The organism is Pseudomonas sp. BT-42-2 (assembly GCF_025847435.2).
Taxonomy (GTDB): domain Bacteria; phylum Pseudomonadota; class Gammaproteobacteria; order Pseudomonadales; family Pseudomonadaceae; genus Aquipseudomonas; species Aquipseudomonas urmiensis.
Map to the genome: position 1 here is coordinate 1 of NZ_JAOYTM010000012.1, position 22231 is coordinate 22231.

Genomic DNA, 22231 nt, shown 5'->3' on the forward strand with positions numbered 1-22231 from the left:
TGGCGGTAGACCCAGACCCAAAGCTGCGCGCCCATGCCCAGCAGCGTGGCTGGCAGGTCATTTCCCTGCGCGATTGATCACAGCTATCGCGGTGCAAGCCCACTGCCACGCGGGTTACGAAGGTTGCGTGGGAGCGGGCTTGCCCCGCGATAGCGTCAGCACTAACTACGCTATCGCGGGGCAAGCCCGCTCCCACGCAAATGCTCTCTGCGCCTTATAGCACCTGACGCAAGAACGCCTGCGCGCGCGGATCCCTCGGCGAATCGAAGAACGCCACCGGCGCCGAGTCCTCCAGCAACCTGCCATGATCGAAGAACAGCACCCGATCAGCCACTTCGCGGGCAAAGCCCATCTCGTGGGTCACGCAGACCATGGTCATGCCCTCTTGCGCCAGGGTCTTCATGACGTCCAGCACTTCACCGACCATTTCTGGGTCCAGCGCCGAGGTCGGCTCATCGAACAGCATCACCTTCGGGTCCATCGCCAGCGCCCGAGCAATCGCTACCCGCTGTTGCTGGCCACCGGAGAGCCGCGATGGGTACTCGTTGACTTTCTGGCCGATGCCCACCTTTTCCAGCAGCGCCCGCGCCTTGGCTTCGCGGTCCGCCTTGTTGCGCTTGCGCACGACTTTCTGCGCCAGGCACAGGTTCTCCAGCACGGTCATGTGCGGGAACAGGTTGAAATGCTGGAACACCATGCCGACTTCGCGACGATAGGCGTTGATGTCGGTCTTGGGGTCATCCAGTTGCAGGCCATTGATCGACACATGACCGGCATCGAAGTGCTCCAGGCCATTGAGGCAGCGCAGGAAGGTCGATTTACCGGAACCCGACGGGCCCAGCACCACCACCACTTCGCCTTTGGCCACCTGCGTGGTGACGTTGTCCACCGCACGCACCACCTGGCCGCGGGTGTCGAACACTTTCAACAGATCACGGACTTCAATCACTTTGCGCAAGCCTCCGCTCGAGCCGGCTGGCAAGGTGCGACAGCGGCAGGTTGATCAGCAGGTACAGGCCTGCCACGCAGAACCAGATCTCGAAGGTCGAGAACGAGGTGGTGATCGCCTCGCGACCGCTCTTGGTCAGCTCGGTGATGGCAATGACCGACACCAGCGAGGTGTCCTTGACCAAGCTGATGAACTGCCCAGCCAGCGGCGGCAGTACGCGTTTGAAGGCCTGCGGCAAAATCACATGACGCATCGACTGCCCGGCATTCAGGCCCAGCGAGCGCGCCGCCTCGTTCTGCCCCTTGGCGATCGACTGCACACCGGCGCGCACGATCTCCGCGACATAGGCGCCCGTGAACAGCGCCAGCGCGGCCACCCCAGCGAACTCGCGAGACAGATTGAGCACAGTGCCGATGAAGAAGTAGAAGATGAAAATCTGTACCAAAAGCGGTGTGCCGCGTACCAGTTCGACGTAGACCGTCGACAGATCACGCAGGGTCGGGTTGTTCGACAACCGGCACAAACCGGCGATCAGGCCGATCACCAGGCCCAACGCACCGGATACCACCGACAGCCACAGCGTGGTCCACAGGCCCCAGGCCAGCGGACCGGCCGCCCAGTGCCGGGTGACACCGATCTGATCGCCTTCGGCGACGTCGTCACCGCGGCTCAGTTGCAGGCTGTCCTTGGCCACGTCCAGCACCTGCTCTTGGCCATCCTCGCCCTTGAGCGTGACGCGGGCGCTGTCGCCTTGCAGGACGATATCCTGCACGGTGCCATAGCTGGCCGCGCGCTGGGCTTCTTCGGCCTGGTAGGCGAAGTACTGGGGAACGCGGTTCCAGCGCCACTCGTAGGACATCAACGAGGTGGCGAAGTACAGGCTGATCGCCAGGCCCACCAGCACCAGCGCGGTCAGCGCGTGCCAGGGCCACTGGGCTTTCTTGTGTTTGATCACGAGGGGTACTTCCGTAAATGCGAACGCGCAGGGTTTGCCTGCGCGTTGGGGTCAAAGCCTAGGCTTGTGGCCTGCTTATTCCATTTCCTTCAGCCAGTCCTTGTTCTTGAACCACTTGTCGTGGATACGATCGTAAGTCCCGTCATGCTTGATCTGGTGCAGGAAGTTGTTGATGAAGTTGATGCTGTCGTAGTCGCCTTTCTTCAGGCCAAAAGCCAGCGGCTCGTAGGTGAAGGGCTCTTCGAGGAACAGCAGCTTGCCAGCGCCGGCCTTCTCCACCGCCACCACGTTGTACGGCGCGTCATAGACGAAGGCATCAGCCTTGCCGTTGACCACGTCCATCACCGCTTCCTGCTCGTTGTCGTAGCCGTGGTACTTGGCTTTGCTGATCAGCTTCTTGGTGACCATCTCACCGGTAGTGCCGAGCTTGGAGGTAACGCGGTATTTCTCGTTGTTCAGGTCTTTGTACGACTTGATCTCACCCGCCAGCTCCTTGCGGATCAGCAGGGTCTGGCCGACAACGATGAAGGGTTCGCTGAAGTTCAGGCGCAGGTTGCGCTCTTGGGTCAGGGTCATGCCGCTGCCGATCATGTCGAACTTGTTGGTCAGCAGGGCGGGGATGATGCCGTCGTAGGCGGTGGAGACGGTCTCCAGCTTGACGCCCATGGACTTGGCCATGGCCTTGAGGATGTCCACTTCGAAGCCGATGATTTCACCGCGCTTGTTGGTCATCTGGAAGGGCATGTAGGTCGGATCCATGCCGACCCGCAGGGTACCGCTCTTGACCGCGTCGTCGATGGCGCCGGCCTGGGCGCTGGCCACCGCGACCAGCGCGGTGACGCCGACCAGCAGTCGCGACAGGTATTTCTTCATCATCACCAAGTCCCCTAGCAAAAAGAGTACGAATCTTATTGTTGGCAGTAACGGTCCTACAGACCGCTGCGAAATATCGGATGGGATGCTAACGCATGCGCGGCTCGGGACCTAGAGCCTGGGGAGACTTTGTTGGCCAAAATAGGCCTATGGGGCTGCTTCGCAGCCCATCGCAGGCAAGCCCGCTCCGACAGGTCGTGCATCGAACCCTGTAGGAGCGGGCTTGCCCGCGAAGGGCCGCAAAGCGGCCCCAATGCTGGATCAGGCACCTACCAAGGAAGGCTGTGCCTCATTCTCCGGATGCAACGGCAACAGCGGCGAATGCGGATCGCTGTTGATCGAGTTGCGCCAGACATCGATCCAGGCCGAATTGTGCTCGGCCCAGACCCGCTCATGCAGACGCGACAGCGCCACCGGATCGCTCAACAGCGCCAGACGGGTATTGCCGTCCAGCCCTTTCGGCCCGACTTCCAACGCCTTGGCGATGCGTTCTTCACGCAGCGCTTCGATCGGTGCCGCCTGGCCATGCCGGGCAGTCCCCATCGCGCAGGCCAAAGCGTTCTGGCGTGGGTCGACCACTGCCCGCACGAAGCCGTCATGCAGCGCATGCCAGCGGTTCTCGTGGGTGTACTGGTCGGTCGCCAACAGCTCGTGCGGGGTCGCGTACTCCTCAGGAATGAGGAACAGCTTCTCGTCCTTGGCCCGCAGGCCCAGGCGCACCCGGCTGGAAATCACCGAAACCGGGATCGACAGTACCAGCGAACCAACGATCGGCGCCAACCACCACAGGAAGCTTGGGTTCAACCAGGCCACCAACGCGGCCCAGGCAAAGCCCAACAGGGTCTGTGGACCATGGCGACGCACCGCTTCGCTCCACGGGGTGGAGTCGTCGTCACGCTGCGGCGAGTTCCAGGTCGCCGCCCAGCCGAGGAAGGCAGCCAGGACGAAGCGGGTATGGAAGATCATCCGTACCGGCGCCAGCAGCATCGAGAACAGCATCTCGATCAGCATCGACAGGGTGACTTTAATCCGCCCACCGAACTCGGTGGCGCCCTTGGCCCAGATCAGAATGATGCTCAGCAGCTTGGGCAGGAACAGCAGCACGATGGTGGTGGAGAACAGCGCAATGGCCTTCTCCGGGTGCCATTGTGGCCACAGCGGGTAGAGCTGGAACGGCTCGATGAAGTACTGCGGCTCCATCAGGGTGTTGGTCGCCAGCAAGGCGGTCGACAGCACCAGGAAGAAGAACCACAACGGCGCCGACAGGTACGACATCACCCCGGTAAGGAACACCGCACGGTGTACCGGGTGCATGCCCTTGACCAGGAACAGGCGGAAGTTCATCAGGTTGCCGTGGCACCAGCGCCGGTCGCGCTTGAGCTCATCGAGCAGGTTGGGCGGCAACTCTTCATAGCTGCCCGGCAGGTCGTAGGCGATCCACACACCCCAGCCAGCCCGACGCATCAATGCCGCTTCGACGAAGTCGTGAGACAGAATCGCACCGGCGAAGGCGCCCTTACCGGGCAACGGCGCCAGGGCGCAGTGCTCGATGAACGGCTTCATCCGAATGATCGCGTTGTGGCCCCAATAGTGCGATTCGCCCAGCTGCCAGAAGTGCAGGCCAGCGGTGAACAGCGGGCCGTATACGCGGGTAGCGAACTGCTGCAGTCGCGCATACAGGGTGTCCATGCCCGACGCCTTCGGCGCGGTCTGGATGATGCCGGCATCCGGGTTGGCCTCCATCAGGCGCACCAGGCTGCTCAGGCAGTCACCACTCATCACGCTGTCGGCGTCGAGTACCACCATGTACTTGTACTCGCTGCCCCAACGACGGCAGAAGTCGTCAAGGTTGCCGCTCTTGCGTTTGACGCGACGGCGGCGACGGCGGTAGAAGATGCGACCAAAGCCCTTGGCCTCGCGGCACACGTCCAGCCAGGCCTGCTGTTCGGCAACGGCGATGTCTGGATCATTGGTGTCGCTGAGTACGAAGAAATCGAAACGATCGAGGTTGCCGGTGGCGGCCACCGACTCGAAGGTCGCGCGCAGACCGGCAAACACCCGTGGCACGTCTTCGTTGCAGATCGGCATTACCAGCGCAGTACGCGCCTCGGCGGCGATCGGCTCGCTACCGGCACTGCTGCCGGAGATCTTGTACTTGTCACGCCCGGTGAGCAGCTCGAGGAAGCCCATCAGCGCGGTCCAGAAGCCCGCCGACACCCAGCAGAAGAGGATACCGAACAGAATCAGGATGGAGGTCTGCAATGCATACGGCCAGACCTGCACGACGGTGTCCCACAGCGACTGGTTCATGATCTCGTCGAGATCGACGAACGACCAGCCCTGGTACGGCAGGATGCCTTTCATGTACCAGCCGGCAACGATGGTCTGACCGAGCATCAGCGCCAGCAGGATATAGCGACGCAGCGAGCCGACCCAGCGCCAGCGCGCTGGCGGCAGTTCGCGTTTGGGCGGCTGCGGTGCGTTGGTGCGGCCCGTCATGCGCCGCCACATGCGCACCAGGATATTGGTGCGCCATGGTTCGGGCAGAACCCGGGTGCGCTTGATCGGCGGGGCGATCTTCAGGCACAGCCGGCCGCTGCCGTCGACGCCGAGCATTTCGGCGTCTTCCAGCTCGGCGGCGCTGCCCACGGTCAGGCGCGGGCCCACCGAGGCCTGTACGGCCTCGGTGGCAGTGGCGGCCGGAGTGGCCGCCAGGCGTTGGTGCAGCTCGCTGAACGAGGCGCAGTTGGCGAGCTCCGCCCGCTGCTCGTCGCTCAGTGGTAAGTGGGCCAGGTACTCGCCAAGCGATTCTGGCCTTGCGCTTGAGTTACTCATCGGCAGGCAACTGATAGCTCCAGGTTTCGGTCAGCACCTTCTCGGTGGTGGCCGGGGCCCCGTTGGTGGACGCCGCATCGGCGGCTGGTTGCTCGGCAGGCTTTTCAGCCTTGGCATGCTTGGCCGCAGCCTTGTCATGCTTGGTGTCCTTGGCCGGCTTAGGTGCTTCGACCGGAACGTCCTGCAGCAGGGCAGCGCGCATCTCGGTGGACTTCTTCGGATCCTGGATCTTCAGGCGCAAGGTCAGGCGCCAGCCCTTGGTCTCTGGGTTATAGCGCAGATTGTTCTCGACCACCTCGGCGTTGTCGCCAACGCTGATCTGGCTACGCACCTTGGCGTCTTCCTTCAACGCAGCCAGGACGGGGCCCGCGAAATCGACCAGGAAAGCCACGCTGCCGTCCGGCTGACGGATCAGGTTGGATTGCTTGACGTCACCGGTCGAACGCAGGGTCTGCTTGACCCAACCCAGCTCTGGGGCCTGGAACTTAGGCTCGTCGATGGTCCAGTGCAGGCGGTAGTCATAGTCGACCGGCTTGCCTGGCTCTGGCAGCGTCTCCGGGCTCCAGAAGGCAACGATGTTGTCGTTGGTCTCGTCGGCGGTCGGGATCTCGACCAGATCGACGGTGCCTTTGCCCCAGTCGCCCTTAGGCTCGATCCAGGTGCTTGGACGCTTCTGGTAGTTGTCATCGAGGTCTTCATAGTCGCTGAAGGCGCGGTGACGCTGCATCAGGCCGAAACCACGCGGGTTCTCGACGCTGAAGTTGCTCACAGCCAGGTGTTTCGGGTTGTTCAGCGGGCGCCACAGCCATTCGCCGTTGGCGGCATGGATCGACAGGCCTTCGGAGTCGTGCAGGGCCGGACGGTAGTTCATGACCTTGGAGGGCTGGTTAGGGCCAAACAGGTACATGCTGGTCAGCGGCGCGATACCCAGGCGGCTGACGTGATCACGCAGGTAGATGCGCGACTTGACGTCGACGATGGTGTCGTTGCCCGGGCGCACGGTCAGCTTGTAGGCGCCGGTGGAACGCGGCGAGTCGAGCAGGGCATAGATCACCAGGTGCTTGTCGGCCGGCTTGGGCTTTTCGACCCAGAACTCGGTGAACCGCGGGAATTCTTCGCCGGACGGCAGCGCGGTGTCGATGGCCAGGCCACGGGCCGACAGGCCATAGGCGTGGCCCTTGCCGACGACCCGGAAATAGCTGGCGCCAAGCAAGGTCATGATCTCGTCTTGCTTGTCAGCCTTGTTGATCGGATAGAGCACGCGGAAACCGGCGTAGCCGAGGTTCTCGACGGTCTTGGCGTCGTGCGGCACGTCCTGGAACTCGAAGCGGCTCGGGTCGTACTTGATTTCCTCGACCTTGGTGGCGGTGACCTGGTTGATTTTCACCGGTGTGTCGAAGTGCATGCCCTGGTGGTAGAAGGACAGCTTGAACGGCGTCTTGTCCTTGGCCCACTCGGCCTTTTCCTGAAGGAAGCGGATTTTCTGGTAATCGGCGTACTTCATGTCGCGGAACACCGCCGGCAGATTGCTCTTCGGTGCTTCGTACTTCTGGCCGGCCAGATCCTTTGCCTTGGCTGCAACATCGTCAAGATTGAATGCCCACAGCTGGCCAGCGCTCATCAGGCCGACCAGTGCTACGCCAGCCGCCAGGGCCTTGCGCAGCCGATTGCCGGGGATTCTTGGTGCATTACAGGGACTTACAATCACGAGCAACCCTCGCCGAAAACAGATCATGAAACCAACGGCCAGCGACCAATGCCGGGTTGGCGAGCACTGTTCGGACCCCGTGAGGGCGTAATGATTCCCCAAACGGATCCAGACAATGCTCGAGTCAAGGTGAAACGAACCTGCGAACGCAGGTTCACGCAGCGCGCGATTATCCAGCAGGCCGCGTCACAACGCATCAGGCTGTACAAACTATTTATCGTACAAACCCCCTTGTTTTCCTGCAAACAGGGGGTTATTTCGCCTCAGATTTGTAACATAAATGTTACGGGGCCATCATTGACCAGGTGCACCTGCATGTCGGCGCCAAAACGACCGCTGGCAACGTCCTCGTGCGAGGTCCGTGCGCGCGCCAGCAGATAGTCGAACAACTCGGCGCCCAGCGCCGGTGGTGCGGCAGTCGAGAAGCCTGGGCGCATGCCGCTGCGGGTATCAGCCGCCAGGGTGAACTGGGACACCAGCAGCAAGCCGCCGCCGATGTCCTTGAGCGACAGGTTCATCTTGCCGTCGGCATCGCTGAACACCCGGTAGTTGAGCAGCTTGTGCAACAGCTTATCGGCATGTTCGCGAGTATCTTCAGGCTCGACGGCCACCAGCACCAGCAAACCCTGGTCGATGGCACCGACGATCTCCCCCTCTACCTCGACTCGCGCCCCGCGCACTCGCTGCAGCAGGCCTTTCATGCTTCTTCCAGGGGCAGGTCGAGCAGGCGCCGGGCCATTTGATCGGCAGCGCGCACCAACGCATCGGTGATACCGGGCTCCGACGCGGCATGACCGGCATCGCGGATAACCTTTAGCTCACTATTGGGCCAGGCCTGATGCAGCTCCCAGGCGTTGTCCAGCGGGCAGATGACGTCGTAGCGGCCATGCACGATCACCGCTGGCAGGTGGGCGATCTTGGGCATGTCGCGGATCAGCTGGTCCGGCTCCAGGAAAGCATTGTTGGTGAAGTAGTGACACTCGATCCGAGCGATCGACAACGCGCGCTGTGGCTCGGAGAAACGATCGACCACCAGCGGATTGGGGCGCAGGGTCGCGGTCCGGCCCTCCCAGGTCGACCAGGCCTTGGCCGCGTGCATCTGGGCGATCTGGTCGTTGCCGGTCAGGCGCTTGTGGAAGGCCTTGACCAGGTCGTCGCGTTCATCGGCGGGGATCGGCGCGATGTAGTCCTGCCAATAGTCAGGGAACAGGCGGCTGGCACCTTCTTGGTAGAACCAGCGGATCTCCTGTGGACGGCACAGGAAGATGCCGCGCAGGATCAAGCCATGCACGCGCTCGGGGTGGGTCTGGGCGTAGGCCAGGGCCAGGGTCGAACCCCAGGAGCCGCCAAACAGCACCCACTTGTCGATGCCCAAGTGTTCGCGAATGCGCTCCAGGTCCTCGACCAGATGCCAGGTCGTGTTGTTCTCCAGGCTCGCGTGGGGCGTGGAACGGCCGCAACCGCGCTGATCGAAGGTAATGATGCGATACAGGTTTGGATCGAAATAGCAGCGGCTCTGCGCGTCGCAGCCGGCACCTGGGCCACCGTGGATGAACACCACCGGCAGACCTTCCGGCGAACCACTCTCATCGACATACAGCACATGCGGCGCTTGCACGGCCAGATCGTGCCGGGCGTAAGGTTTGATCTGCGGGTACAGGGTCTGCATTGCGCACTCCATGAAGGGCTATTCTTCGGCTGGCGCCATCATAAACCCGAATCATGCCAGGGCGCACCGGCAACGAGTGCTAACAATCGGCGTCGCCCTCTCGGACTCGGCTGCCCTTAAGATAGCGCCAGCCCATCAACACCGAGGGAGCCCCATGAAAACCTCTGCGCGGCGTCGGCCACGGCGATGGGCAGCTAGCAGGTCCAGACGCGGCTCCGGCGGTGCAACTAGAGTGGAAAAAGACAGCAGTGCGAGAACAGCGATGGTTACTGCTGGGGGCGCTGACGACAGCCTCCGCCCGCTGCGCCATTATTTGCCGTAGCGCTCCCGGCCCCATGCCAGCAGCGTTTCCAGCAAGCCTTTGAGCACCACCTGAGTAGGCCCGGCCAGATCCTCACGGTAAGTGAACGGCTTGACCTCCTCCATATAGGTGCTCTGGGCCAACTCCAGTTGCACCGCATGGATGTGCTGCGCTGGGTTGCCGTAGTGACGGGTGATGTGCCCGCCTTTGAAACGTCCGTTGAGCACGTGGCTGTAACCTCCGGCCCCAGCGCACACCTCCTTGAGCCGCTCCGCCAACTGCGCGTCGCAGCTGGCGCCGTTGAACGTGCCAAGGTTGAAGTCCGGTAGCTTGCCAGCGAACAGGTGCGGGATATGCGAGCGGATCGAATGCGCATCCCACAGCAGGGCATAGCCAAACGCTTCGTGTAGACGCGCCAGCTCGTGCTTGATCGTGTCGTGATAGGGGCGCCAGATCTGCTCCAAGTAAGTCGCACGCTCGTCAGCAGAAGGCGTCAAGCCGTCTTTGAACAGGGGCTTGCCCTCGAACAATGTGGCCGGATACAGGCCCGTGGTAGCTCCGGCGTACAACGGCTTGTCATCGTCAGGCCGATTGAGGTCGATGACAAATCGCGAGTAGTGCGCCGCCACTACACTTGCGCCCATCTCGCGGGCGAAGTCGTAGAGCTGGGGAATGTGCCAGTCAGTGTCGGGCAGGCTGCGCGCCTGATCGACCAGGCCATCGCGCACAGCCGGCGTCAGGCCAAGGCCTGCATGCGGCATGCTGATCAGCAGCGGCAGCCGACCTTGATGGAAACTCAATACCTTGTGCATGTCTGCCTCGCTCAATTGGAAATCTCGTGGCCGCGGCGCACCACGCGCTTGGGCAAGTCACCGCCGAGCCAGTAGGCCAGGTCGGCGGGGCGTTCGATCTGCCAGGCGATGAAGTCCGCCAACTTGCCGACTTCCAGCGAGCCGTGGCTGGCGCCCAGCCCTAGCGCGGTAGCGGCGTGCAGGGTGACGCCGGCCAGGGCCTCCTCCGGGGTCATGCGGAACAACGTGCAGCCCATGTTCAGCATCAAGCGCAGCGACAGGCCTGGCGAGGTGCCTGGGTTAAGGTCGCTGGCCAGGGCGATCTTCACGCCATGCTTGCGCAGCGCGTCCATCGGCGGCAGCTGGGTCTCGCGCAGGAAGTAGAAGGCGCCCGGCAGCAGCACGGCAACCGTGCCGGCCGCAGCCATGGCGATGGCATCCTCTTCGGTCATGAACTCCAGATGATCGGCGGACAACGCCTGGTAGCGCGCCGCCAGGCTCGAGCCACGCTGCGACGACAACTGCTCGGCATGCAGCTTGACCGGCAGGCCCAGTTCACGCGCCTTGATGAACACCCGCTCGACCTGGGCCGGGGAGAACGCCAGGTGCTCGCAGAATGCATCCACCGCATCCACCAGGCCCTCGCCCGCCAGCGCGGGCAGCAGCTCGTCGCAGATATGCGCGATGTAGTCATCGGCCCTGCCTGCGTATTCCGGCGGCAAGGCATGAGCGGCCAGACAGGTACTGCGCACGGTCAGTGGCAGCTCTTCGGCCAGGCGCCGGGCCACGCGCAGCATCTTGCGTTCGTTGGCCAGGTCCAGGCCGTAGCCGGACTTGATCTCCACGGTAGTGACGCCATCGCGCATCAGCGCTTGCACGCGCTGGCGGGCACTGGCGAACAGCTCGTCCTCGCTGGCCGCGCGGGTGGCCCGCACGGTGCTGGCAATGCCGCCGCCTTGCGCGGCAATCTCGGCATAGCTGACGCCCTGCAGGCGCTGTTCGAACTCGCCGCTGCGGTTACCGCCGAACACCGCGTGGGTGTGGCAGTCGATCAGCCCTGGGGTAACCCAGGCGCCCGCCAGATCCACCGTGCGCTCGGCATCGACCGACGGCAGTTCGCCACGCGGGCCGATCCACTCGATCAGGCCTGCGTTGCTGACGATGGCCGCGTCGTCGATGATCGAGTAGCTGCCTTGGGCCATGCTGGCCACCTGGCAATGCTGCCAAAGGGTTCTCATAGAGCCTCTCCGTTACTAACGATGCAGCTCGGCGTGCTCCCTGGCCAGCTCGCCCTGGCCTGCGCGCGGTTTGCACCACAGCAGGTAGGAGGCCACCAGAAACACCACCCAGACCACACCGACGAGCAATGCCGCCTGGGTATCCGGGAAGTAACCGAGCACCGCAAAGATGAACACCATGAAGGCAATCGCCAGCGCTGGTCCATACGGCCAGAACGGCACCGGGAACTTGAGCTGGGCCGCCTCTTCGCGCGTCATCCGGCGACGCATGGCGACTTGTGTGACCAGGATCATCAGCCAGACCCACACCGTAGCGAAGGTGGCGATCGAGGCGATCAACAGGAACACGTTTTCCGGGATCAGGTAGTTGAGCACCACGCCGATCAACAGCGCCGCCCCCATCACCAGCACCGTGAGCCACGGTACGCCGTGTTTCGACAGCTGGGCAAAACCGCGTGGCGCGTGGCCCTGTTGCGCCAGGCCATACATCATCCGGCCAGCGCCGAAGATGTCGCTGTTGATCGCCGACACAGCCGCAGAAATCACCACCACATTGAGCACGGCGGCGGCCGAGCCAATCCCCAGGTTGCTGAAGATCTGCACGAACGGGCTGCCTTGGCTACCGATCTGCGGCCACGGGTACAGGCACATCAACACGAACAGGGTGAGCACATAGAACAGCAGGATGCGCAGCGGCACGGCGTTGATCGCCTTGGGAATCACCCGCTGCGGATCCTTGGCTTCACCGGCGGTGATGCCGATGATTTCAATACCGCCAAAGGCGAACATCACCACCGCAAAGGAGGCGATCAACCCGCCGATACCGTTGGGCATGAAGCCGCCATGCTCGAACAGATTGCCGACCCCCACGGCAGCGCCGTTGCCGACCTGGCCAAAGCCGAAGGCCATGATGCCCAGACCGGCGAGGATCATCGCCACGATGGCGCCGACCTTGAGCAGCGACAGCCAGAACTCCATCTCGCCGAACACCTTGACGTTGCACAGGTTCAGCCCGCCGATCAGGAAGACGATGCCCAGTACCCAGATCCAGCGCGGCACGTCGGGGAACCAGAAGCCCATGTAGATACCGAAGGCGGTCACGTCGGCAATGCAGACGATGATCATCTCGAAGGCGTAGGTCCAGCCGAGGATGAAACCGGCCATAGGCCCTAGGTAGGTACTGGCGTAGTGACCGAAGGAGCCGGCCACCGGGTTGTGCACGGCCATCTCGCCGAGGGCGCGCATGACCATGAACACCGCGGCGCCGCCGATCAGGTAGGCCAGCAGCACGGCGGGGCCGGCCATCTGGATGGCCGAGGCCGAGCCGTAGAACAGGCCGGTGCCGATGGCAGAGCCGAGGGCCATGAACCGAATATGGCGGGACGATAGCCCGCGTTTGAGTCCTTGAGCTTGTTGCATTCTGCGTCCCTTTTATTTTTTTTGGACGAACGACCGCGTGTTGGGGCCGCTTTGCGACCCCCGCTATCTCACAGGCTCGGCAACACTCCAGCCGGCAACAACCCCGTCAGCGTGCCCTCAGCCAGCAGTTCGCTGGCAATCTCGATATCCGGCGAGAAGAACCGGTCACGCTCGTAGTGCGCGACTTTCTCGCGCAGTGCCTTGCGGGCCTGTTCGAGCTTGGCCGAGGTTTTCAGCCCCTTGCGCAGGTCGAGCCCTTGGCACGCGCCCAGCCATTCGATAGCCAGCACGCCACGGGTGTTCTCGGCCATTTCCCACAACCGCTTGCCCGCCGCCGGGGCCATCGACACATGGTCTTCCTGGTTGGCCGAAGTTGGCAGGCTGTCGACGCTGTGCGGATGCGACAGCGCTTTGTTTTCGCTGGCCAGCGCGGCAGCCGTCACCTGGGCGATCATGAAGCCCGAGTTGACCCCGCCGTTTTCTACCAGGAACGGCGGCAGCTGGGACATGTGCTTGTCCATCATCAGCGAGATGCGCCGCTCGCTCAGCGCACCGATCTCGGCAATCGCCAGTGCCAGGTTGTCAGCCGCCATCGCCACCGGCTCGGCGTGGAAGTTACCGCCGGAGATCACATCGCCTTCGGCGGCGAACACCAACGGGTTATCCGACACCGCGTTGGCCTCGATGGCCAATACCTCGGCAGCCTGGCGCAACTGGGTCAGGCAGGCGCCCATGACCTGTGGCTGGCAGCGCAGCGAGTAGGGATCCTGGACCTTGCCGCAGTTCTCGTGCGAGCGCGACACCTCGCTGGAATCGCCGAGCAGATCGCGGTAGCAGGCTGCCGCGTCGATCTGCCCGCGCTGGCCACGCACTTCGTGAATACGCGCATCGAATGGCGAACGCGAACCCAGCGCCGCTTCGACGGTGAGGCCACCGCAGGTGATCGCCGCAGCGAACAGGTCTTCGGCGTGGAACAACCCACGCAAGGCGTAGGCAGTCGACGCCTGGGTTCCATTGAGCAGGGCCAGGCCCTCTTTGGCTGCCAGGGTCAGCGGCTCGAGGCCGGCCACTGCCAGGGCCTCGTTAGCGGGCAACCACTGGCCCTGGTAACGCGCCTTGCCCTCGCCCAGTAGCACCAGCGACATGTGCGCCAATGGTGCCAGGTCGCCCGAGGCGCCTACCGAACCCTTGAGCGGAATGTGCGGATAGACTTCAGCGTTGACCAAGGCGATCAGCGCATCGATGACCTTGCGCCGAATACCGGAGAAGCCGCGGCTCAGGCTGTTGATCTTGAGCACCATGATCAAGCGCACCATGGCGTCATCCAGCGGCGCGCCGATGCCGGCAGCGTGCGACAGCACCAGCGAGCGCTGCAGGTTTTCCAGGTCTTCGCGGGCAATGCGGGTCGAGGCCAGCAGGCCAAAACCGGTGTTGATGCCGTAGGCTGTGCGGTCCTCGGCGAGAATCTGTTCGACGCAAGCGACGCTGGCATTGATCGCCGGGCCAGCACTGTCATCCAGGCGCAGTTGCACGGGCGCGGCGTGAATCGCGCGTAGCTGGGCCAGGGTCAGGGTACCGGGCTTTAGGGTCAGTTCGGTCACTTCGCTACTCCATTCGCATGGGGCCCACAGGCCCCTTCTTGTTATTCAGTATCGCCCTTGTTCGGTGTCGATGATCAACCTGTGATCATCGGCAGATCGAGGCCCTGCTCTTTGGCGCAGTCGACAGCGATCGGGTAACCGGCGTCGGCATGGCGCATGACGCCGGTGCCTGGGTCGTTGGTCAGCACGCGGGCAATGCGCTCGGCGGCTTCGTCGCTACCATCGCAGACGATGACCATCCCTGAGTGTTGCGAGAAGCCCATGCCCACGCCGCCACCATGGTGCAGCGAAACCCAGGTAGCGCCGCTGGCGGTGTTGAGCAGGGCGTTGAGCAGCGGCCAGTCGGACACCGCGTCGGAGCCATCGCGCATCGATTCGGTTTCGCGGTTCGGGCTGGAGACCGAGCCGGAATCAAGGTGGTCGCGGCCAATGACGATCGGCGCCGACAATTCACCGCTACGCACCATTTCATTGAAGGCCAGGCCCAGCTTGGCCCGCAGCCCCAGGCCAACCCAGCAGATACGCGCCGGCAGGCCCTGGAAGCTGATGCGCTCACGGGCCATGTCCAGCCAGCGGTGCAGGTGGGCATCGTCAGCGATCAGCTCTTTGACCTTGGCATCGGTTTTGTAGATGTCTTCGGCTTCGCCCGACAGCGCGGCCCAGCGGAATGGACCCACGCCGCGGCAGAACAGCGGACGGATATAGGCCGGAACGAAGCCTGGGAAGTCGAAGGCATTGCTCACGCCCTCTTCCTTAGCCATCTGGCGAATGTTGTTGCCGTAGTCGAAGGTCGGCACACCTTGCTTCTGGAAGTCGAGCATGGCCTGCACGTGCACGGCCATGGACTGCTTGGCAGCCTTGACCACTGCCGCCGGTTCGGTCTGGGCGCGGTCGCGGTACTGCTCCCAGGTCCAGCCCGCGGGCAGGTAGCCGTTGAGCGGGTCGTGGGCGCTGGTCTGGTCAGTGACCATGTCCGGACGCACGCCACGCTTGACCAGCTCCGGCAGGATTTCGGCGGCGTTGCCCAGCAGGGCGATGGAGATGGCCTTGCCTTCGGCGGTGTATTTGCCAATGCGCGCCAGCGCATCGTCCAGATCGGTGGCTTGCTCGTCGACATAGCGGCTGCTCAGGCGGAAATCGATCCGGCTCTGCTGGCACTCGATGTTCAGCGAGCAAGCGCCGGCCAGGGTCGCCGCCAGCGGCTGGGCGCCGCCCATGCCGCCAAGGCCGGCGGTGAGCACCCACTTGCCCTTGAGGCTACCGTTGTAATGCTGGCGACCGGCTTCGACGAAGGTTTCGTAGGTGCCTTGGACAATGCCCTGGCTGCCGATGTAGATCCAGCTGCCGGCGGTCATCTGGCCGTACATGGCCAGGCCCTTGGCATCCAGTTCGTTGAAGTGCTCCCAGTTGGCCCAGTGTGGTACCAGGTTGGAGTTGGCGATTAGTACGCGCGGGGCGTTGCTGTGGGTCTTGAACACGCCGACCGGCTTGCCAGACTGCACCAGCAGGGTCTCGTCGTCTTCCAGGCGGGTCAGGGTCTCGACGATCTTGTCGTAGCACTCCCAGTTACGCGCGGCGCGGCCGATGCCGCCATAGACCACCAGCTCCTTGGGGTTCTCGGCCACTTGCGGGTCGAGGTTGTTCATCAGCATGCGCAGCGGCGCTTCGGTCAGCCAGCTTTTGGCGGTCAGCTTGTTGCCACGCGGGGCACGGATTTCTACGTCACGGTATTTGTTGTTGTCAGTCACGGGGAAGGTCCTCTGCGGTCATCCGACGGCGGTGTGTCGATGGACAATATACAAGCACACCTTTACTTGTATGTACAAGCATGGACAACTAAAAATATTGTGCCTTTCCCTTAAATGATTAGGGCCGCTTTGCAGCCCATCGTGGGGCAAGCCCGCTCCCACGCAAGCCTGTAGTGCGCACGTGGGAACGGGCTTGCCCCGCGATGGGCTGCAAAGCGGCCCTGGTAATCGTTATCTCAGCGCGCAGTCAGCTCAATCAGGCAAAACCGCCCCTGCACATCCAACCCCAGCAAGCCATCATTGCCTTCCAGCCGCAGGCAGTCATACAACCCCAGGCTCTGCGACTGATGCCCGGCCAGCCCGACTTCGACATGATTGCTGCCAGCAAACAGCAACACCGTCGGCGCCGAACTGAATAACCGGCTGCTGCCATCGAACCACTGCAAGCGCGCCCGATAGCGCTGCGGCGCATAGATCAGGTTGAAATCCCTGATAGGGCCACCCAGCAGCTTGCAGCTGACCTGGCTCTCGCCATTGAAGGCGAAGGCATCGAAGCTAAGTAGCGGTCGGCTAGCCTGGCCATCGACCAACAAGCGCATGCCATCGCCTTGCAGCACGGTGATGATCCGCTGATAACCGCTGAAGCTGGAGAAACCGCCGGACTCTTCGATATCGGCAATCGACAGGCGCCAGCCAAATCCTTCCAGGCTATCGCCCGCGTCGCGGGCAATCTCCTCGGTGAAACCGCCGCCGTTCTTCCACGGCATGCGGGGGTAGTCGCGGGCACGCAACAACTGCAACTGGCTCATTTGCTGAAACGTCCTTCCAAGCGATGACGGGAGCCGGGGTGGATCAATCGCGCAGCCGTAACTGGCTGGCGACCGGACCAGGTACGCCGGCGAATCAACAGGCACGGCTCGCCAGGTTCGATCTGCAGCAAACGGCACTCTTCGGGCTCGGCAAGAATGGCTTCGACCACGTGCTCGCCCTCGGTCAGCGGAGCGACTTGGGACAAGTAGGCGTAGGGCGTCTGCCGGGTGAAGTCCTGGCTCAGGTAATCCGGGGCGATCAGGGCGTTGACGTAGCGGTCTTCGATCTGCACCGGGATGCCGTTCTCGTAATGCACGATCAGCGAATGGAACACCCGCTGACCTTCGCGCATGTCCAGCGCCAGGGCGCGCTCGGAGCCTGCCGCTTCTTCGGCCAGGGTAATCACTTGGCAGCTATGCTGATGGCCACGGCTGGCGATCTCGTCGGCGATGTTGTTGACCTCGAACAGCGCCGAACGGGTCTTGGGTTCGGCAACGAAAGTGCCCACCCCTTGCATGCGCACCAACAGGCCATCGGCGGTCAGTTCGCGCAGGGCGCGGTTGATCGTCATGCGGCTGAAGCCCAGCTGACTGACCAGCTCGCTCTCGGAGGGCACCCGGTGGTGGGGCGGCCACGTGCCGTTTTCGATCTGCTGGATGATCATCTGTTTGACCCGGGCGTACAGCGGCGCCGGCCCTTCGCCCATCTGGGCCACCAGCGCGGAGACAGGAGGTGTCGGCACGGCTTTTATCCTTGTGCGGTATGAGTGAACGGTAGCTTGCCGGAGTTTACCGGGCAGGCAAACGCCTGTATATGTATATACAAGCTAACAAGAACAGGAAAAACCCATGCCCGTCTTCTTCGCCGAGCGCGCACTGCTGTCCACTGGCTGGGCGCGCAACGTCCGTCTTGAGGTCGCCGCCGATGGTCGACTGTCCAGTCTCCAGGCCGACGCCTCGGCCGAGGGCGCCGAGCGTCTGGCCGGCCCGCTACTGCCGGGCATGCCCAACTTGCACTCGCACGCCTTCCAGCGCGCCATGGCAGGCCTGGCTGAGGTGGCGGGCAATCCCAACGACAGTTTCTGGACCTGGCGCGATCTGATGTACCGCCTGGTCGGTCGGATCAGCCCGGAGCAACTGCAAGTCATCGCCCGCCAGCTGTACATCGAAATGCTCAAGGCCGGCTACACCTCGGTGGCAGAGTTCCACTACGTGCATCACGACCGCGATGGCCAGGCGTATGCCGACCCCGCCGAGCTGTCCCGGCGTATCAGCGCTGCCGCGAACAGCGCCGGGATTGGCCTGACGCTGCTGCCGGTGCTGTATAGCCATTCGGGCTTCGGTGGCCAGGCGCCCAGTGACGGCCAGCGCCGCTTCATCAACTCAAGCGAACAGTACCTGCGCTTGCAGGAGCAGCTACAGCCGCTGTTGGCCGCTCAACCAGCGCAACAGCTAGGCCTGTGTTTCCACTCCCTGCGCGCGGTGACCCCGGCGCAGATTGCCGGTGTTGTGGCGAACGGTGACCAGGCCTGCCCGATCCACATCCACATCGCCGAGCAACAAAAGGAAGTCGACGATTGCCTGGCCTGGAGCGGCCTGCGTCCGCTGCAATGGCTGTATGAACATGTCGATGTCGACCGCCGTTGGTGCCTGGTGCATGCCACCCATGCCGACCCAGATGAAGTTCGCGCCATGGCTCATAGCGGCGCGGTGGCCGGGTTGTGCCTGAGCACCGAAGCGAACCTGGGGGACGGGATCTTCCCTGCGGTGGACTACCTGGCCCTGGGTGGCCGCATGGGGATTGGCTCGGACAGCCATGTATCGCTCAGCGTGGTCGAGGAGCTGCGCTGGCTGGAGTATGGCCAACGGCTGCGCGACCAACGACGTAACCGGCTGTACCGGGGCGATCAACCGATGGTTGGCAGAACCCTCTACGATGCCGCGCTCAGTGGTGGCGCGCAGGCGCTGGGGCAGCCGATTGGCGAGCTCAGCGTGGGCAAGCGCGCCGACTGGCTGGTGCTCGATGGGCAGGATCCGTACATTGCCACCGCCGAGGGCGACGCCATTCTCAACCGCTGGCTGTTTGCCGGCGGTGATCGCCAGGTGCGCGATGTGATGGTCAACGGGCTGTGGGTGGTGCGCCAGGGGCGGCATGCGCAGGATGAGGACAGTGGGCGAGCGTTCGTCGAGGTGCTGCGCCAGCTGCTGGACTGATTAAACGCAGTTCCACCGCTATCGCGGGGCAAGCCCGCTCCCACGCTATCTATCTAGACAAGCGTGGGAGCGGGCTTGCCCCGCGATGACAAGCGCATTACCTGGCGGCGATATCCCGATCCGCCACCCGCCAGATCAAGCGATTGGTGTCATACCCTTGCTGGCGCGCCTTGGCCAACAGGTTTTCACGCTGCCACGCCGGCAACGATGGGGTGCGCGACAGAATCCACAGGTACTTGCGATCAGGGCTGCCGACGATGGCCGTGCGGTAATGGGCATCCACATACAGCACCCAATACTCACCCTTGGCCACGCCCGGCGCCAGACGGGTAAACCAGTTATCGAACTCGACCCATAGCTTGTCGGTATGCCCCACTTCCTGCGGCTTGGCATTGCCTTCGGCACGAATCCACTCGCCATCGAGCATCCGGCAGCGGTTCAACACACCAAGGGTGCCATCGGGCTTGGCGTTGTAATGCGCCTCGGACTGGGCACAGTCGCGCTGGAAGTACATCGGCAGGCGCGCCAGCTCATACCATTTGCCCTGGTAGCGCTTGAGGTCCACCGTGCCAGCCGTCTTCGGCGCCAGCGGGTCGACGCTGGAGCTGGCACAGCCGCCCAGCAGCAGCGCCAGGCAGACGCCCAGCAGCAGGGTCAGCCGCCTCATTTGAGGCCCTGCCCGGAGTACATCAACACCTTGTCCGCCGCGTACTGCACGCTGATGAAGCTCTTCTCGTCACCCCAGGTGCAGCTGCTCATGCCCAGCGCTCCGGAGCATTCGGTTGGCGTACCCAGCAGTTGCTCGACCTCGACCTTGTTCATGCCGGCCTTGAGCTTGGAATAGTTTTCCTGATTGATCTTGCTGCACGCGGTCAGGACGACGCACAAGGACAACAGGGCGAGGGAACGCAACGACATGAAGGGACACTCCTGGGACATGGGGCTCAGGCGAGGCGCCTGTGGAGAGCTTAGAAGGCAAAAAGCCTCCTCGGTTCCCTGCCCTGTGTGCTTTGACCCCCTGCCATTGGTCGACTGGTTCGCAATTGATTAATGTTTTACCCACGCAGGTCGACACAGCTCCCAGCGGTGTGGCCGATTGCCGCACCCTCCCTTCGACGTGCTTCCCTGCGCAGACTTTGCCATGACCAACAACCTCAAGTTCAGCCACAAGATCCTGCTGGCCGCTGCCCTCGTGGTGGCCGTTGCCTTTACCTGCTTCGTGCTGTTCAACGATTACCGACAACGCCAGTCCCTGCGTAGCGATACCGAGTCGACCCTGCAGGACCTGGGCAACCTGACTGCCGGCAACATCCGTAACTGGCTCGACAGCCGTATCCAGCTGCTCGACACCTTCGCCCAGCAGATTGCCGTCGACGGCAAGCCCGGCCTGGACCGCGCCCTGGCGCTGCCGGTGTATGCCAGCAACTTCCAGCTCACCTACTTTGGCGGCCAGGACGGCAGCATGCAGTCGGTGCCGGTAGGCAACCGCGCCGCCGACTACGATCCGCGCGTGCGCGGCTGGTACAAAGCCGCCAGCGCCGCCAACCAGACCATCGTCACCGAGCCGTACATCTCGGCCTCGGCCGGCAAGCTGGTGATCACCCTGGCAACCCCCGTGCAGCAAGGCGGCCGACTGATTGGCGTCAGCGGCGTCGACACCGACCTGCAGACCATCAGCAACCTGATCAACGCGCTGGACTTCGATGGCAGTGGCCACGCGTTCATCGTCAATGGCGAAGGCAAGATCCTGATTCATCCCAAGGGAGAGCTGGCGCTCAAGAGCCTCGCCGATATCTACCCGACCGACACCCCACGCATCGGCCGCGGCCTGAAGGAGGTCGAGTTCGAGGGGCGCAAGCAGTTCATCAGCTTCAACCATGTCGACGGCGTGCCCTCGGCTGACTGGTACGTGGCGCTGGTGCTCGACCAGGACGCAGCCTTCGCCATGCTCAGCGAACTGCGCACCTCGGCAGTGGTGGCGACGCTGATCGCAGTAGTGGCGATCATCGCCCTGCTGGGCCTGCTGATCCGCGTCTTGATGGAACCGCTGCACATCATGGGCCGCGCCATGCACGACATCGCCCAGGGCGAAGGCGACCTGACCCGGCGCCTGACCATCCACGCCCAGGACGAGTTCGGCAGCCTCGGCCAGTCGTTCAACCGCTTCGTCGAGCGCATCCATGAGTCGATCCGCGAAGTGTCCTCGGCCACAGGTCAGGTCAATGCGGTGGCTAGCCAGGTGATTACGGCCTCCAACGCCTCGATCCACAATGCCGACCAGCAATCGAGTCGCACCAGCAGCGTTGCCGCAGCGATCAACCAGCTTGGTGCCGCCGCCCAGGAAATCGCCCAGAACGCCGCCCTCGCCTCGCAGCACTCAAGCGATGCGCGCAGCCTGGCCGAGGACGGCCAGCAGGTGGTCGGCCAGACCATCGAGGTGATGAACCAGCTGTCGGCGCGGATCAGCGATTCGTGCGGCAACATCCAGACGCTCAACTCACACACTGCCAACATCGGTCAGATTCTCGATGTGATCAGCGGTATTTCCCAGCAGACCAACCTGCTGGCACTCAATGCCGCCATCGAAGCTGCCCGTGCCGGTGAGGCCGGGCGCGGCTTTGCCGTGGTCGCCGACGAAGTGCGCAACCTTGCGCATCGCACGCAAGAGTCGGCACAGCAGGTTCAGCGCCTGATCGAAGAGCTGCAAGCGGGCGCCCAGGTGGCGGTGAGCACCATGAACCAGAGCCAGCAGCAGAGCGAGCACAGCGTGGGCATCGCCAACCAGGCCGGTGAACGCCTGGGCAGCGTGACCCAGCGCATTGGCGAGATCGACGGCATGAACCAGTCGGTGGCGACTGCCACTGAAGAGCAGACAGCCGTGGTCGAGTCGATCAATGTCGACATCACCGAGATCAATACGCTGAATCAGGAAGGAGTGCAGAACCTGCAGAGCACCTTGCGCGCCTGCAATGACCTGGAGCACCAGGTGGACCGTTTGAAGCAGTTGGTGGGCAGTTTCAGGATCTGATCCTGCAACTGCTGGTATCAGCGAGATCATGCGCGGGAGCGGGCTTGCCCTGCGATGGCGATGGTGAATTCACCACTACTATCGCGGGGCAAG

18 protein-coding genes and 1 pseudogene are annotated in these 22231 nt (G+C 63.2%); 3 read left to right on the forward strand and 16 right to left on the reverse strand.

The genetic code is table 11. The annotated features are described in order from the left end of the window. Nucleotides 1-214: 214 nt before the first annotated feature. From OIU19_RS14705 to hutC, 14 genes are all read right to left on the reverse strand, one after another. On the reverse strand, nucleotides 215-949 hold the full coding sequence (locus tag OIU19_RS14705) for an amino acid ABC transporter ATP-binding protein (RefSeq protein ID WP_264235821.1): 735 nt from the start codon (nucleotides 947-949) through the stop codon (nucleotides 215-217). Then, nucleotides 942-1904 carry an amino acid ABC transporter permease gene (locus OIU19_RS14710; protein ID WP_186557343.1) on the reverse strand — a complete coding sequence of 321 codons (963 nt, stop codon included), beginning with the start codon at nucleotides 1902-1904 and terminating at the stop codon, nucleotides 942-944. The genes OIU19_RS14705 and OIU19_RS14710 overlap by 8 nt, the downstream gene beginning before the upstream one ends. A gap of 75 nt (nucleotides 1905-1979) precedes the next feature. After that, entirely contained in the window at nucleotides 1980-2777 is a 798-nt protein-coding gene (locus OIU19_RS14715) for a transporter substrate-binding domain-containing protein (RefSeq protein ID WP_186557389.1), read from the reverse strand. A 261-nt stretch (nucleotides 2778-3038) separates the two neighbouring features. Further along, the gene (mdoH, locus tag OIU19_RS14720; RefSeq protein WP_264235618.1) at nucleotides 3039-5612 is read right to left on the reverse strand and encodes a glucans biosynthesis glucosyltransferase MdoH; all 2574 of its coding nucleotides are present in this window, start codon (nucleotides 5610-5612) and stop codon (nucleotides 3039-3041) included. Then, complete coding sequence (locus OIU19_RS14725) at nucleotides 5605-7320, reverse strand: glucan biosynthesis protein G (RefSeq protein WP_319004519.1); 1716 nt, start codon at nucleotides 7318-7320, stop codon at nucleotides 5605-5607. The genes mdoH and OIU19_RS14725 overlap by 8 nt, the downstream gene beginning before the upstream one ends. 263 nt (nucleotides 7321-7583) lie before the next feature. Then, nucleotides 7584-8021 carry a D-aminoacyl-tRNA deacylase gene (gene dtd / locus OIU19_RS14730; RefSeq protein WP_186557635.1) on the reverse strand — a complete coding sequence of 146 codons (438 nt, stop codon included), beginning with the start codon at nucleotides 8019-8021 and terminating at the stop codon, nucleotides 7584-7586. Next, nucleotides 8018-8989, reverse strand: coding sequence for a prolyl aminopeptidase (pip, locus tag OIU19_RS14735; RefSeq protein ID WP_264235619.1), 972 nt, complete (start codon nucleotides 8987-8989; stop codon nucleotides 8018-8020). Before pip ends, dtd begins: the two co-directional genes overlap by 4 nt. A gap of 309 nt (nucleotides 8990-9298) precedes the next feature. Then, a complete protein-coding gene (gene hutG, locus OIU19_RS14740; RefSeq protein WP_264235620.1) occupies nucleotides 9299-10102 on the reverse strand; it encodes an N-formylglutamate deformylase in 804 nt (267 codons plus the stop codon). A gap of 11 nt (nucleotides 10103-10113) precedes the next feature. Then, nucleotides 10114-11319 (reverse strand): imidazolonepropionase, encoded by a 1206-nt coding sequence (gene hutI / locus OIU19_RS14745; RefSeq protein ID WP_264235621.1) that lies wholly within the window; start codon nucleotides 11317-11319, stop codon nucleotides 10114-10116. A gap of 15 nt (nucleotides 11320-11334) precedes the next feature. Next, nucleotides 11335-12738 (reverse strand): amino acid permease, encoded by a 1404-nt coding sequence (locus tag OIU19_RS14750; RefSeq protein WP_264235622.1) that lies wholly within the window; start codon nucleotides 12736-12738, stop codon nucleotides 11335-11337. A 68-nt stretch (nucleotides 12739-12806) separates the two neighbouring features. Further along, nucleotides 12807-14339 (reverse strand): histidine ammonia-lyase, encoded by a 1533-nt coding sequence (hutH, locus tag OIU19_RS14755; protein WP_264235623.1) that lies wholly within the window; start codon nucleotides 14337-14339, stop codon nucleotides 12807-12809. A 74-nt stretch (nucleotides 14340-14413) separates the two neighbouring features. After that, complete coding sequence (hutU, locus tag OIU19_RS14760) at nucleotides 14414-16087, reverse strand: urocanate hydratase (protein ID WP_264235624.1); 1674 nt, start codon at nucleotides 16085-16087, stop codon at nucleotides 14414-14416. A gap of 236 nt (nucleotides 16088-16323) precedes the next feature. After that, complete coding sequence (locus OIU19_RS14765; protein WP_264235625.1) at nucleotides 16324-16896, reverse strand: HutD family protein; 573 nt, start codon at nucleotides 16894-16896, stop codon at nucleotides 16324-16326. Then, nucleotides 16893-17603 carry a histidine utilization repressor gene (gene hutC, locus OIU19_RS14770; RefSeq protein ID WP_264235823.1) on the reverse strand — a complete coding sequence of 237 codons (711 nt, stop codon included), beginning with the start codon at nucleotides 17601-17603 and terminating at the stop codon, nucleotides 16893-16895. The genes OIU19_RS14765 and hutC overlap by 4 nt, the downstream gene beginning before the upstream one ends. Before the next feature lie 142 nt (nucleotides 17604-17745). On the opposite strand from hutC, the gene OIU19_RS14775 reads away from it, so the two are divergent. After that, on the forward strand, nucleotides 17746-19110 hold the full coding sequence (locus OIU19_RS14775; protein ID WP_264235626.1) for a formimidoylglutamate deiminase: 1365 nt from the start codon (nucleotides 17746-17748) through the stop codon (nucleotides 19108-19110). 97 nt (nucleotides 19111-19207) lie between these two features. Here the strand turns inward: OIU19_RS14775 and OIU19_RS14780 are convergent, their stop codons facing one another. Together OIU19_RS14780 and bamE are read right to left on the reverse strand one after the other, a co-directional pair. After that, a complete protein-coding gene (locus OIU19_RS14780) occupies nucleotides 19208-19777 on the reverse strand; it encodes a lipocalin family protein (protein WP_264235627.1) in 570 nt (189 codons plus the stop codon). Then, a complete protein-coding gene (gene bamE / locus OIU19_RS14785; protein ID WP_264235628.1) occupies nucleotides 19774-20028 on the reverse strand; it encodes an outer membrane protein assembly factor BamE in 255 nt (84 codons plus the stop codon). Before bamE ends, OIU19_RS14780 begins: the two co-directional genes overlap by 4 nt. Before the next feature lie 223 nt (nucleotides 20029-20251). Here bamE and OIU19_RS14790 point away from each other — a divergent pair. After that, a pseudogene (locus OIU19_RS14790) lies at nucleotides 20252-21283 on the forward strand (cache domain-containing protein); the annotation flags it as partial. A 66-nt stretch (nucleotides 21284-21349) separates the two neighbouring features. Then, entirely contained in the window at nucleotides 21350-22138 is a 789-nt protein-coding gene (locus tag OIU19_RS14795; protein WP_372353322.1) for a methyl-accepting chemotaxis protein, read from the forward strand. Nucleotides 22139-22231: the final 93 nt, after the last annotated feature.